Here is an 11,474-nt window from a genome sequence, read left to right on the forward strand (position 1 = left end):
GCCCCCGAGGCCCGGCGGGCTTCGGGGGCTTCCTTGGCTCCGGGCCGCTGATCAGCCCTTGAAGCCGGAGTCCTCCGGCAGGTCGAGATCGCTCTTGTTGAGCTCCTCGATGTTCACGTCCTTGAAGGTGAGCACGCGTACCTGCTTCACGAAACGCGCCGGGCGGTACATGTCCCAGACCCACGCGTCCGCCATCGAGACTTCGAAGAACACCTCGCCCTGGACCGAGTGCACCTGCATCTCGTAGTCGTTGGTGAGGTAGAAGCGACGCTCGGTCTCGATGACGTACTTGAATAGACCGACGACGTCCCGGTACTCCCGGTAGAGCTTCAGCTCCATCTCGGTCTCGTACTTCTCGAGGTCCTCGGCGCTCATGGCATGTTCCCCTTCAGCCGTGCGTTCCCCCATTGTGCGTCAGGCCCGACGCCCCCGTCCGGCCCGCCGCGCGATCGGCCCGTAGGCGGCACCGACCAGTATCAGGACCGCCCCGCCCACGATCGCGTACCACAGCGGCCGCACCGGGCCGGGCTCCGAGACCCCGCCGGGCATCGCGGCGAAGGCGGCGGGCCGCTCCACGGTGCCGAAGCCGCTCATGGGCCAGGCGATCGCGTCGACCCGGGCCTGCACCGCGGACCGCGGTACCGCGCCGTTGCTGCTGTCCTGCAGATGGACCCGCGAGTCGGCGGAGTCGATGCGGTGGTCGCCGAGCAGGAAGAGCTTGCCCTTCGGTACCGGGGTGGTCTTGAACGTGGGCTGGGAGTTCGGCCCCTTGTCCTTGAGATAGGGCTCCGCGACGGGCTTCCCGTTGACGGTCAGCCGGCCCTGCTCCCCGCAGCAGCCGACCTTGTCGCCGCCGATGCCGACGACCCGCTTGACCATCGGCACGGAGCCCCAGACGGAGTCCTGGAAGACCACGACGTCACCGCGCCGTACCTCGCTGCCGTCGGTCCGTTCCGCCAGCACCCGGTCGCCGGCCTTGACCGTCGGATCCATGGAGTCGGTCGGCACCGTGTACGGCTGGTAGAGCACCGCTCCCCAGACGAAGCCGCCGAGGAACAGCACGCAGCCCAGGGCAACGGCCAGCCCGGACAAGGCACTTCCCACGCGGCTGCCCTGCCTCGTACCGGTACGTACTGCGTTGCCCATTCCCGCACTCCCGGGTAGAGATCTCAAAGTCCTGCGGCACCCTACCCGGGCGTACGTTCGGGAGTAAGCCCTTGATCAACATCCGGTCCGGGACCGGCGGGCTCAGCGCTCCGCGAGCTTCCTGCGGCGCCACAGGACCAGCGGCACCGCACCCGCGACGCCGAGCGCGGCGGGGGCCGTCGCCGCGGCCGTGGCACCGGCCTTGGACTCGATGCTCTTCTGGCTGAAGGTGTCCGGCACCGGCAGCGTCGACCAGCGGGTGACCGGCCAGGCCACCACGATGGCGCGGCCGACGACGTCCTTCTCGGGCACCTGACCGCCGTACGCCTTGTCCTGGTGGTACCGGGAGTCGAGGGAGTCCTGGCGGTGGTCGCCCATGACCCACAGCTTGCCCGGCTTCACCTTGATCGGCCCGAACGGCTCGTCGTCACACGGGGTGTTGCCCGGGTAGAGGTACGAAGACTCCTTCAGAGGAGTGCCGTTGACCTCCACGGGCCCGCCGCGCTTGCACTGCACGGTGTCGCCGCCGACGGCGATGACCCGCTTGATGAGGTCCTTCTCGTTCGCCGAGGGCATCAGGCCGACGAAGCTCATCACGTCCTGGAAGACGTTCGTCTCCACGTTGGTCTCCGGCAGCCAGCCGTCCGGGTCGTGGAAGACCACGACCTCTCCGCGCTCGGGCTTGGACCCGAACCACGGGGTCAGCTTGTCCACCAGCACCCGGTCGCCCGTCTGCAGGGTGTTCTGCATCGAGTTGGACGGGATGGAGAACGCCTGCACCAGGAAGGTCTTGATCACCAGCGCGAGGATCAGCGCGATGACGATCAGGATGGGCAGCTCCTTCCAGAAGGAACGCTGCTGCTTGCCACCCTTGACGCTCTTCGCGCTCACGCTCTTCCCGTCGCCGCCACCGCCGCCGGTGCCCTTGCCGCTGTCGTTGTCTTCGTACACGCTGCTGTACTCGCTGTCCGTAGGGGCCCCACTCGTACCCGAACTCACGCTCTCGCCACTGCCTCTCTCCGGGGCCGGCACCCGGTCCCGGGCCGTGCTCCGGCTGCCGGGTGCGTCAGACCGGCGGTCGTCCGGACCGTCGCCGGAACCGGACCGCTCGCCGGCCGTCGCGTCCCCCACGCTCGCTCCTCAACTTCCCTGCGCCGTCCCGAAGCCGGGACAGGCCCACCACTCCCATAACGAGCGGGAGTGCCGCTGGGCTCGGGAGTGACGTCACTCGATTGTCCCCGTTTCCCGCGCCGCCGGCGGTTGCCGCGCCCGGCGCGTCCGGGACCGAAGAATAGGTCGCCGGTTCCTCCAGCTGCCGCCAGTGGTCGAACGGCCAGGCGATCACGACGGCCCGGCCCAGCACATCCTCCTCGCGGACGGTGCCCTGCCCGGGATCGCGCAAATGGAACCTCGAGTCCGCCGAGTTGGCGCGGTGGTCGCCCATCACGAACACCCGGCCGATCGGCACGTGCACGTCGAACTTCATCTGGGACGGGCTGTTCCCCGGATGCAGATAGGGCTCCTTCAGCGGAGTGCCGTTGACGGTCACCCGCCCCTGCGCGTCACAGCACTTCACGTGGTCCCCGCCGACCGCGACGGCCCGTTTGATCAGGTCCTGTTCGTCGTCGGAGGGCAACAGGCCGATGAACGTCAGCAGTTCCTTGCCCTGTTTCAGCACGGGCGGCGGCTCCTGCGCGGGCTTCTGCTCGCCCTCCAGCCAGCCGCCGGGATCCTTGAACACCACCACGTCGCCGCGCTGCGGCTTCGAACCGAACCAGGGCGTGAGCTTGTCGACCAGCACCCGGTCACCGATCCGGATGGTCTGCTCCATGGAACCCGACGGGATCACGAACGCCTGCACCAGGAACGTCTTCAGCACGAGGGCGATCAGCAGTGCGACACCGATCAGGATCGGTATCTCCTTGGTCGCCGACAGCCGTCTGCGGCGTTTGATCCGCTTGGCGGCCCGCCGCCGGTCGGCGCGGCCCTGTCCGGGGCCGCGTGCGGGAGCCGGCGTACCGCTGTCCACTGCGCCGAGCCGCATCGTTTCCTCGGCCGGCGGCCCCTGCGGTACGGGCGAGCCCCCGGAGGGGCCGGCGGGCACACCGTACGGACTGCCGCCGTACGGACTGCCGTTGGGCGAGCCGTTCTGGGGCGGGGTGCCGTGCGGACTGTCCTGCGGGGAGCGGCCGTACGGTCCGCCACCGTTCACAGAGCCGTTCGGCAAACCGTCCGGAGTGCCGTTCGGCGAACCATTCGGCGCGCCGTTCGGATAGCCGTTCTGCTGTCCGGGGCCTGCGCCCTGAGGGGGCCACTGTGCGGCACCGCCGGAGGGGTCCGTGGTCCGGCCGTACTCGTAGGGCTCGCTGTACTCGTACGGCCCGCCGTCGTGGTCGTACTGTCCGCCGCCGTAGCCCGGCGGCCGTCCGCCCTGCCCGTGTCCCGGACCGCCCGGGCCGCGCTCACCCATGCCCGCCCGCTCCCGAGGCGCCGGCGGGGGCTCCCCAGCGGGAGGGCGGCCAGCCGATCCAGTCGGCGCGGCCGATCACCTGGTCCAGCGGCACGGTCCCGCCGCCCGGGTCACCGAGGTGGTCCCGGGAGTCACTGGAGTTGTCGCGGTGGTCCCCCATCACCCACAGCCGTCCGGGCGGCACCTCGGTATCGAACGGCACCCGGGACGGTCTGTCCCCGGCGTGCAGGTAGCGCTCGTCCACCGGTACACCGTTCACCTCGATCCTTCCCTGCTTGTCGCAGCAGCGGACCCGGTCGCCGCCGACCCCGATGACGCGCTTCACGTAGTCGGTCTCGGAGGGCCGGACCAAACCGAGCGCGGCGCCCCCTTCGCGAAGGAGCGCCACCAGCGGATTCTCCGTCGTACCGTCCACGAACGACCCCGTCCCGTCGAAGACGACAACGTCTCCGCGCTGCGGATGGTTGCCGAAGCCGTAGGCGAGTTTGTTCACGAGGACCCGGTCGCCGACCTCCAGCGTGGGGGTCATCGACGTGCTCGGGATCAGGAACGGCTGCACCACAAAGCCGCTCACCAGGAGAAGGATCAGCAGCACCGCGACGACGGGCGTCGCGATACGAACGGAGCGCGACCGGCGCCCCCGCCCCGCTTCATCGGGGCCGGAGGAGCGGTCGCGCTCCGTTTCGTCGTGCTGCTCTGCGCCGGTGTCCATCGAGCCGAAAGCCTATCCGGCCACGGCCGTCTGTCCGTCCGACAGGTACCGGCAGCCACATCGGGGCGCTCCCGGACGGTGCCGGGAGCGGGACCGATGTCAGTTCTCGCGCTTTTCCTTGATCTTCGCGGCCTTGCCGCGGAGCTCACGGAGGTAGTACAGCTTCGCGCGGCGGACGTCACCGCGGGAGACCAGCTCGATCTTCTCGACGATCGGGGTGTGCACCGGGAAGGTGCGCTCCACGCCGACGCTGAAGCTGACCTTGCGGACGGTGAACGTCTCACGGACGCCGTCGCCCTGGCGGCGGATGCACACGCCCTTGAACTGCTGCACACGCGAGCGGTTGCCCTCGATGACGCGCACGTGAACGTTCACGGTGTCGCCGGGGCGGAAGTGCGGGAGGTCGGTGCGCAGGGATGCAGCATCGACACTGTCGAGCAGGTGAGACATGACCGTCTGCTTTCTTCGCCAATGCCACAGGTCATCAGCGGAATGATCGGAAAACTGATTCGGATGCCGCCACCCGTGCGGGCGTTGATCCCCCTGTGGCAGGGTCGCGCGCCGGAGTGAGGCAGCGGCCTATTCTTCCACGGGCTCCCCGGCCTGCCCAAATCGTCCGTCCGGACCCTGCTGCCAGCCGAGCCCTTCGAGGGCCGCGCGGTCGTGCTTGTCCAGCGCTTCCGGCTCACAACGGGCCAGCAGATCGGGGCGGTTGGCGGCCGTACGGGCCAGCGCCTGGTCCCGGCGCCAGCGGGCGATCCTGCCGTGGTGACCACTGAGCAGTACGTCCGGAATGCCCCGTCCGCGCCACTCCGGGGGCTTCGTGTAGACCGGCCCCTCCAGGAGGTCCGCCATCGCGCCGGGCGCGAAGGAGTCGTCGCGGTGGGACTCGGCGTTGCCGAGGACGCCCGGCAGCAGCCGTGCGATCGCCTCGACCATGACCAGCACCGGGGCCTCGCCGCCCGCCAGGACGTAATCCCCGATGGAGACCTCGCGCACGTCGTACCGCTCGCCGTACTCGTCGATGACCCGGCGGTCGATGCCCTCGTAGCGCGCGGGCGTGAACACCAGCCAGGGCTTCTCCGACAGTTCGACGGCGAGCTCCTGGGTGAACGGCCGTCCGCTGGGGGTGGGCACCACCAGCACGGGCCGGTCCCCCGCCGCGTCCTCGGAACCGGCGTCCGCCGACCCCTCGTCCGCCGAGCCGGTGATCCAGTCCAGGGCCTCGCCCCACGGCTCGGGCTTCATCACCATACCGGGGCCGCCGCCGTACGGGGTGTCGTCCACCGTGTTGTGCCGGTCGTGCGTCCACTCCCGCAAGTCGTGGACGCGGACGTCGAGTTGTCCGCGGGTGCGGGCCTTGCCGACGAGGGAGACGTTCAGCGGCTCCAGGTACTCCGGGAAGATCGTGACGATGTCGAGCCTCACTGCGACTCGCCCTCGTCGAGCAGGCCGGGCGGCGGGTCGATGACGACGCGCTGCTCCTCCAGGTCGATCTCCGGCACGATCTCGGTGACGAACGGGATGAGCACCTCTCCCCCGTCCTCACGCTTCACCACCAGCAGGTCCTGTGCGGGAAGGTGCGCGACCTCCTCGATCCGGCCGACGTGCTCGCCCTCGCGGGTCACCACATCGAGGTCGGCCAGCTGGTGGTCGTAGAACTCCTCGGGGTCGTCCGGCAGTTCGTCCGGATCGACCTCGGCGATCAGCAGGGTGTTGCGCAGCGCCTCGGCCTGCGTACGGTCCCGTACGCCGTCGAAGCGGAGCACCAGCCGTCCGCTGTGCACCCGGCCCGACTCGATGGTGAGGGGGCCGGCGGATGCCGGGTCCGTGCTGAGCACCGTGCCGGGGCCGAGCCGCAGTTCGGGCTCGTCCGTACGCACCTCCACCGTGACCTCGCCCTTGATCCCCTGGGCGCGGCCGATACGCGCGACGACTAGCTGCACTGTGCCTGTCCTGTCCGTCCTTGCCGTTTCCCGTTCCGGAGGCCCCTGAAGGCCGCACCCCCGCACGCGAACACGGGCCGGGGACGGCAGTTCGCCGTCCCCGGCCCGTGCCGGTGCTGCATACCGCTGCTCAGCGGACCTGGTCCACGTCGACGAGATCGACGCGGATGCCACGGCCGCCGAGGGCACCCACGACAGTGCGCAGAGCGCGTGCGGTGCGGCCACTGCGGCCGATCACCTTGCCGAGGTCCTCGGGGTGCACCCGGACCTCCAGGACGCGCCCGCGACGCAGAGTGCGGGAGTCGACCTGCACTTCGTCGGGGTGATCGACGATGCCCTTCACCAGGTGCTCGAGGGCTTCCTCGAGCATCCTCAGGCCTCGGTCGACTCGGTGGTGGACTCGGCCTTCTCGGCCTCGTCCGCCTTCTTGTCGGCCTTCTTAGCCTTCTGGGTGATGGCCTCACCCTGCGGCTCGTTCGCCGACTCCTTGGCCGCAGCCTCGAAGAGGGCCTTCTTGTCGGTCTTCGGCTCGGCGACCTTCATCGGCGCGGGGGCCGGCAGACCCTTGAACTTCTGCCAGTCACCGGTGACGCGAAGGATGGCCGCGACCGGCTCGGTCGGCTGCGCGCCGACGCTCAGCCAGTACTGCACGCGCTCCGAGTCGAGCTCGATGCGCGAGGGGTTCTGCACCGGGTGGTACAGACCCAGCTCCTCGATGGCCCGGCCGTCACGGCGGGTACGGGAGTCGGCGACGATGATGCGGTAGTGAGGCGAACGGATCTTGCCCAGACGCTTCAGCTTGATCTTGGCGGCCACTTTTGTGGTGTCTCCTGGTCTAAACGTGATTGGACACGGCGGGTTTCCACGTGGGGTTGTGGTACCCGGATGTCCGAAGAACGCGTCAGCCGGAGGAGAGAGGGGTCCTGTGCGGCTGCCGAGTACAGCCGTCCATGATGCCACACCTCCGGCCCCCGCCGAACCGACCACCGCGCCGCTCCGGGATGCGGGCGTCAGCCCGCGGCCACCACGGCCTCCGGCGCGATGTCCGGGATGCGGAACGGCTTGCCGCACGCGCCGCACATGATCGGGGCCTGCGCCAGGACGGACGGGACGACCCGTACGTTGCGCCCGCAGTCGCAGACCGCCTTGACGCGTACACCACCACCGGACGAGCCGTGCCGGGCGGCGGGTCCGCGGAAGCTCTTGCCGGTGTCGGTCTCTGTGGCGGTGCTGTACGCCTTCAGCGCCCGCTGCAGCCGTTCGATCGTCGGCCGGTACCGCCGTCTGGTCTCCGGGGTGAGAGCCACGAGCGAGAACCCGCTGCTGGGGTGCGGGTCCTCGGGGTGGTCAAGCCCCAACTCCTCGGCGATCGCCAGGAATCGGCGGTTGTGGTAACGCCCCGCGCGGGAGGTGTCACGGATGCCGCGCGCCGCGGCGACCCCGTGGACGGCCTCGTGCAGGAGCCGTTCGAAAGAGAGGCCCGTCCCGCATGCGGACGACGACTCTCCGATCAGTGATTCGGGCGCGGCCAGGTCCGGCAGCTCGGCGTGGTGCCGTTGAATGTCGGCCCAGGCGGCTGCCAGTTCGGCGGCGAGAACTGGTGGTGTCGTGCTCACGTCGTGCCCAACGAGCCGGAGCGGCCCAGTGTTCCGATTCCGGGGCATCCTAAATATTTTGCACGTACCAGTCAGTCGGCACTGATGGGTCTGTACGAGGGCGGGTGCGCAGATCTGTGGAGAACCCGCACGTGTGCCCTCATCCCGGGACGTACCGCTGCTCGGCCCGCTGCTGTAACCGGCGCGGTGCAGCCGTCACGCACGTAACGGAAGCACTCCGTCCTCTCCCTGTGACCCTAACGAGCGAGGGCGGAATCACGTCATCCGGGTCCGCGTACCGGCGCACGGAAGGGGAGGAGGGGCGCACACAAGTGGCAGAGAAGACACCCCGGCGCACCCCCTGGACGCCCGGACGGATGCGCAGTTCCCTGACACAGAGGGGCGGGGCACTCGGCGGACCACCGCGCGACGGAGCGCACGCCCGGGTGCAGCAGCGGGGGACCACAGAGCGCCAACGACTCGGCTGATTGGGGCGCGTCGCGATGACACCCACGCTCGTACGCCACCGGCAAGGCCTTCCGCAGCGGGCCCGCGACTGGTCCGAGATACAGGAACGGATGCTGGTGCCGCTCTACGAGGCGGTGTACGAGCGCCTCGACGTCGGCCCCGGCTCCCGTGTGCTCGGCCTCGGCTGCGGCGCGGGGCTGGCCCTGCTGCTCGCCGCGTCCCGCGGCGCGTCCGTCACCGGAGTGGAGACCGACGCGGCGCATCTCGCGCTGGCACGCGAACGGCTGCTGCCCGCACCGGACCCGGGCGCTCCGCCGCGCGACGCCCACGTCTCGGCGGGCCCGCCGCCGCACACCGTGGACGCCGGCGCCCCGAAGCCGGACCTCGTCACCGCCTTCGACGCGCTCTCCCGCCCCGCCGCACTCCCCGGCGCCACGGCGGGCCTGGAACGCGGCACCCCCGTGGTGCTCGCGGGCTGGGGCCCGCCCGAACGGTGCACCGCCGCACCGGTGTTGAGGGTCGCGGCACGCCTCGCCGACCCGTCCGCGAGGTGCTGGGAGCCGGGCGCCCGGGACGACCTGGAGGAGCTCGCCCTGGGCTGCGGGCTGCGCCTGGACGGCTCGGGCCGGGTCTCCTGCCCCTTCGGGTACGCCGGCACGGAGAGCGCCGTACGCGGGCTGCTGTCGACCGGTCTGTACGACGCGGCGGTGCTGGCCACCGACGAGGAGCAGGTCGTCAAGGAGCTGACCGAGGCCCTGCACCCGTACCTGCGCGCGGACGGCACGGTGTGGATGCCGAACCTCTTCCGCTACGTGGTCGCCCGTACGGTGTGACCGCCCCTCCGGCCCGCGTGCAGACCTGCGTGCCGCCCCGCTTACAGACCTGCGTACCGCTCAGTCCGTGTGCGCGGTCCGCTCGTTGTGCTCCAGGCCGGGCCACTCCTCGGCCGTCAGCGCGAACCGCTCGTGGTCCCGCCAGGCGTCGTTCAGGAAGAGCAGCCGCGGCGAGAATCCCTCGTGCCGGAAGCCGAGGCGCTTCGCCATCGCCAGCGAACGCCCGTTCTCCGGCTGCACGTTGATCTCCAGCCGGTGCAGCCCGAGCCCGTCCGGGCCGCCGGCGAAGCAGCGGTCCACGATCAGCCGCAGTCCCTCGGTCATCCGCCCGGTGCCGGCGTAGGGCACGTAACTGTCGTAGCCGAGCGAGCCGTTGCGGAACCGGGCGCGCACGATGTTCGCGACGTTCACCCGCCCGACCAGGCCCTCGTCCTCGCGGTCGAGGACGAGGTACGTCCGCAGCCCCGGGCCCTGCCGCCGCAGCAGATCGGGAAGGCCGTCGGGCTCCACCGGGTTCCACGGCCTCAGATGATCGGCGGAGCGGACCACGGCCTCGCTGTACGCACGCTCGTCGGTGGGCCGCGGCGGGCGGATGTATACGCGCATGGACGTCATCATCCGCCTACCGCCCCACTCCTGCGCAACCGGCCCCGCCGGGGCGGCGCGCCGTGCCCGGGGGCGTCAGCCCATGAACTTCTTGAACTCGTCGGGCAGTTCGAAGTCGGCCGCGTCCTGGCCGGCGCCCGGCAGGCCGAAGGCGCCGCCGTCCTGGCCCTGCGCCGGGCCGGCGGCCTTGCGCTCGGCCGCGGCCTGCTCCTCCTGCTTGCGCTTCATCGGGTTGCCCGACTGGCGCTTGCCCTTGACCTTCTTCTGCTGCTTGCCCTTCTTCTTGGCACCGCCGCCGGGCATCCCCGGCATGCCCGGCATGCCGCCGCCCTGGGCCATCTTGGACATCATCTTGCGGGCCTCGAAGAAGCGCTCCACGAGGTTCTTGACCGCGCTGACGTCCACACCGGAACCGCGGGCGATACGCGCGCGCCGCGAGCCGTTGATGACGGTGGGCTCGGCCCGCTCGGCCGGCGTCATCGACTTGATGATCGCGGCCGTACGGTCCACCTCGCGCTCGTCGAGGTTGTTGATCTGGTCCTTCATCTGGCCCATGCCGGGCATCATGCCGAGCAGCTTGGAGATGGAGCCCATCTTGCGGACCTGCTCCATCTGCGCCAGGAAGTCGTCGAGCGTGAACTCCTTCGGCCCCTTCTGCAGTTTGGCCGCCATCTTCTCGGCCTCTTGCTGGCTGAAGGTCTGCTCGGCCTTCTCGATCAGGGTGAGCATGTCGCCCATGCCGAGGATGCGGGACGCCATGCGGTCCGGGTGGAACGCGTCGAAGTCGTCCAGCTTCTCGCCGTTGGAGGCGAACATGATCTGCTTGCCGGTCACCTGGGCGACCGACAGGGCGGCACCACCGCGCGCGTCACCGTCGAGCTTGGAGAGCACGACGCCGTCGAAGCCGACACCGTCCCGGAAGGCCTCGGCGGTGGTGACGGCGTCCTGACCGATCATCGCGTCGACGACGAACAGGATCTCGTCGGGGCTGACCGCGTCGCGGATGTCCGCGGCCTGCTGCATCAGCTCCTCGTCGATGCCGAGGCGGCCGGCGGTGTCGACGATGACCACATCGTGATGCTTCTCGCGCGCGTAAGTGATCGAGTCCTTGGCGACCTTGACCGGGTCGCCCACCCCGTTGCCCGGCTCGGGCGCGTACACGGCGACGTCGGCGCGCTCGGCGACAACGGACAACTGGTTGACGGCGTTGGGACGCTGGAGGTCACAGGCGACCAGCATGGGCGTGTGCCCCTGCTGCTTCAGCCAGCGCCCGAGCTTGCCCGCGAGGGTCGTCTTACCGGAGCCCTGCAGACCGGCGAGCATGATGACGGTCGGCGGGTTCTTCGCGAACCGCAGCCGGCGCGTCTCGCCGCCGAGAATGCCGACGAGCTCCTCGTTGACAATCTTGATGACCTGCTGGGCGGGATTCAGCGCCTGGGAGACCTCGGCACCCAGCGCCCGCTCCTTGATCTGCTTGATGAAGGCCCGGACGACGGGCAACGCGACGTCCGCCTCCAGCAGGGCGATACGGATCTCGCGCGCCGTGGCGTCGATGTCCGCCTCGCTGAGGCGCCCTTTGCCCCGGAGGTTCTTGAACGTCGCACTCAGACGGTCGGAAAGGGTATCGAACACAGCGCTCGTCGGTCCTCAGAGTCGGGGATGCAGTCAACCGCCCCCCAGGGTATCCGGCCCCACAAA

14 protein-coding genes are annotated in these 11,474 nt (G+C 70.1%); 1 reads left to right on the forward strand and 13 read right to left on the reverse strand.

Annotation, left to right across the window (positions count from 1 at the left end; all coding sequences use genetic code 11):
• Positions 1 to 51: 51 nt before the first annotated feature.
• The 11 genes from AC3AGO_RS11355 to AC3AGO_RS11405 all read right to left on the reverse strand — a co-directional run bounded on the left by AC3AGO_RS11355 (position 52) and on the right by AC3AGO_RS11405 (position 7,938).
• Positions 52 to 375, reverse strand: a complete 324-nt coding sequence (locus AC3AGO_RS11355) for a DUF2469 domain-containing protein (RefSeq protein ID WP_345749578.1) — start codon at positions 373 to 375, stop codon at positions 52 to 54.
• A gap of 39 nt (positions 376 to 414) precedes the next feature.
• Positions 415 to 1,146 carry a signal peptidase I gene (lepB, locus tag AC3AGO_RS11360; RefSeq protein ID WP_487820040.1) on the reverse strand — a complete coding sequence of 244 codons (732 nt, stop codon included), beginning with the start codon at positions 1,144 to 1,146 and terminating at the stop codon, positions 415 to 417.
• Between the two features lie 102 nt (positions 1,147 to 1,248).
• Complete coding sequence (lepB, locus tag AC3AGO_RS11365; protein ID WP_487820041.1) at positions 1,249 to 2,277, reverse strand: signal peptidase I; 1,029 nt, start codon at positions 2,275 to 2,277, stop codon at positions 1,249 to 1,251.
• The gene (gene lepB / locus AC3AGO_RS11370) at positions 2,213 to 3,190 is read right to left on the reverse strand and encodes a signal peptidase I (protein WP_487824618.1); all 978 of its coding nucleotides are present in this window, start codon (positions 3,188 to 3,190) and stop codon (positions 2,213 to 2,215) included. The genes lepB (AC3AGO_RS11365) and lepB (AC3AGO_RS11370) overlap by 65 nt, the downstream gene beginning before the upstream one ends.
• 418 nt (positions 3,191 to 3,608) lie before the next feature.
• Entirely contained in the window at positions 3,609 to 4,328 is a 720-nt protein-coding gene (gene lepB, locus AC3AGO_RS11375; protein ID WP_487820042.1) for a signal peptidase I, read from the reverse strand.
• A 99-nt stretch (positions 4,329 to 4,427) separates the two neighbouring features.
• Complete coding sequence (rplS, locus tag AC3AGO_RS11380; RefSeq protein ID WP_487820043.1) at positions 4,428 to 4,778, reverse strand: 50S ribosomal protein L19; 351 nt, start codon at positions 4,776 to 4,778, stop codon at positions 4,428 to 4,430.
• Positions 4,779 to 4,907: 129 nt separating this feature from the next.
• Complete coding sequence (gene trmD / locus AC3AGO_RS11385) at positions 4,908 to 5,756, reverse strand: tRNA (guanosine(37)-N1)-methyltransferase TrmD (RefSeq protein ID WP_487820044.1); 849 nt, start codon at positions 5,754 to 5,756, stop codon at positions 4,908 to 4,910.
• Complete coding sequence (rimM, locus tag AC3AGO_RS11390) at positions 5,753 to 6,274, reverse strand: ribosome maturation factor RimM (RefSeq protein WP_487820045.1); 522 nt, start codon at positions 6,272 to 6,274, stop codon at positions 5,753 to 5,755. The genes trmD and rimM overlap by 4 nt, the downstream gene beginning before the upstream one ends.
• Positions 6,275 to 6,404: 130 nt before the next feature.
• The gene (locus AC3AGO_RS11395; protein WP_487820046.1) at positions 6,405 to 6,644 is read right to left on the reverse strand and encodes an RNA-binding protein; all 240 of its coding nucleotides are present in this window, start codon (positions 6,642 to 6,644) and stop codon (positions 6,405 to 6,407) included.
• A 2-nt stretch (positions 6,645 to 6,646) separates the two neighbouring features.
• Positions 6,647 to 7,090 (reverse strand): 30S ribosomal protein S16, encoded by a 444-nt coding sequence (rpsP, locus tag AC3AGO_RS11400; RefSeq protein WP_487820047.1) that lies wholly within the window; start codon positions 7,088 to 7,090, stop codon positions 6,647 to 6,649.
• Between the two features lie 194 nt (positions 7,091 to 7,284).
• The gene (locus AC3AGO_RS11405; RefSeq protein WP_487820048.1) at positions 7,285 to 7,938 is read right to left on the reverse strand and encodes a hypothetical protein; all 654 of its coding nucleotides are present in this window, start codon (positions 7,936 to 7,938) and stop codon (positions 7,285 to 7,287) included.
• Between the two features lie 434 nt (positions 7,939 to 8,372).
• Here AC3AGO_RS11405 and AC3AGO_RS11410 point away from each other — a divergent pair, with 434 nt between their 5' ends.
• A complete protein-coding gene (locus tag AC3AGO_RS11410) occupies positions 8,373 to 9,170 on the forward strand; it encodes an SAM-dependent methyltransferase (protein ID WP_487820049.1) in 798 nt (265 codons plus the stop codon).
• 60 nt (positions 9,171 to 9,230) lie between these two features.
• On the opposite strand, the gene AC3AGO_RS11415 is transcribed toward AC3AGO_RS11410, so the two are convergent.
• Positions 9,231 to 9,776 carry a GNAT family N-acetyltransferase gene (locus tag AC3AGO_RS11415; RefSeq protein WP_487820050.1) on the reverse strand — a complete coding sequence of 182 codons (546 nt, stop codon included), beginning with the start codon at positions 9,774 to 9,776 and terminating at the stop codon, positions 9,231 to 9,233.
• A gap of 75 nt (positions 9,777 to 9,851) precedes the next feature.
• The gene (ffh, locus tag AC3AGO_RS11420) at positions 9,852 to 11,408 is read right to left on the reverse strand and encodes a signal recognition particle protein (protein ID WP_487820051.1); all 1,557 of its coding nucleotides are present in this window, start codon (positions 11,406 to 11,408) and stop codon (positions 9,852 to 9,854) included.
• Positions 11,409 to 11,474 lie beyond the last annotated feature (66 nt).

The organism is Streptomyces sp. BL1, assembly GCF_057628045.1.

Bases quoted from the DNA above. Each gene is read 5' to 3' on its own strand.
- AC3AGO_RS11395 (WP_487820046.1), bottom strand. From the start codon at position 6,644: ATGCTCGAGGAAGCCCTCGAGCACCTGGTGAAGGGCATCGTCGATCAC.
- lepB (WP_487824618.1), bottom strand. From the start codon at position 3,190: ATGCGGCTCGGCGCAGTGGACAGCGGTACGCCGGCTCCCGCACGCGGC.
- AC3AGO_RS11355 (WP_345749578.1), bottom strand. From the start codon at position 375: ATGAGCGCCGAGGACCTCGAGAAGTACGAGACCGAGATGGAGCTGAAG.
- lepB (WP_487820040.1), bottom strand. From the start codon at position 1,146: ATGGGCAACGCAGTACGTACCGGTACGAGGCAGGGCAGCCGCGTGGGA.
- AC3AGO_RS11410 (WP_487820049.1), top strand. From the start codon at position 8,373: ATGACACCCACGCTCGTACGCCACCGGCAAGGCCTTCCGCAGCGGGCC.
- AC3AGO_RS11405 (WP_487820048.1), bottom strand. From the start codon at position 7,938: ATGCCCCGGAATCGGAACACTGGGCCGCTCCGGCTCGTTGGGCACGAC.
- rplS (WP_487820043.1), bottom strand. From the start codon at position 4,778: ATGTCTCACCTGCTCGACAGTGTCGATGCTGCATCCCTGCGCACCGAC.
- AC3AGO_RS11415 (WP_487820050.1), bottom strand. From the start codon at position 9,776: ATGCGCGTATACATCCGCCCGCCGCGGCCCACCGACGAGCGTGCGTAC.
- lepB (WP_487820042.1), bottom strand. From the start codon at position 4,328: ATGGACACCGGCGCAGAGCAGCACGACGAAACGGAGCGCGACCGCTCC.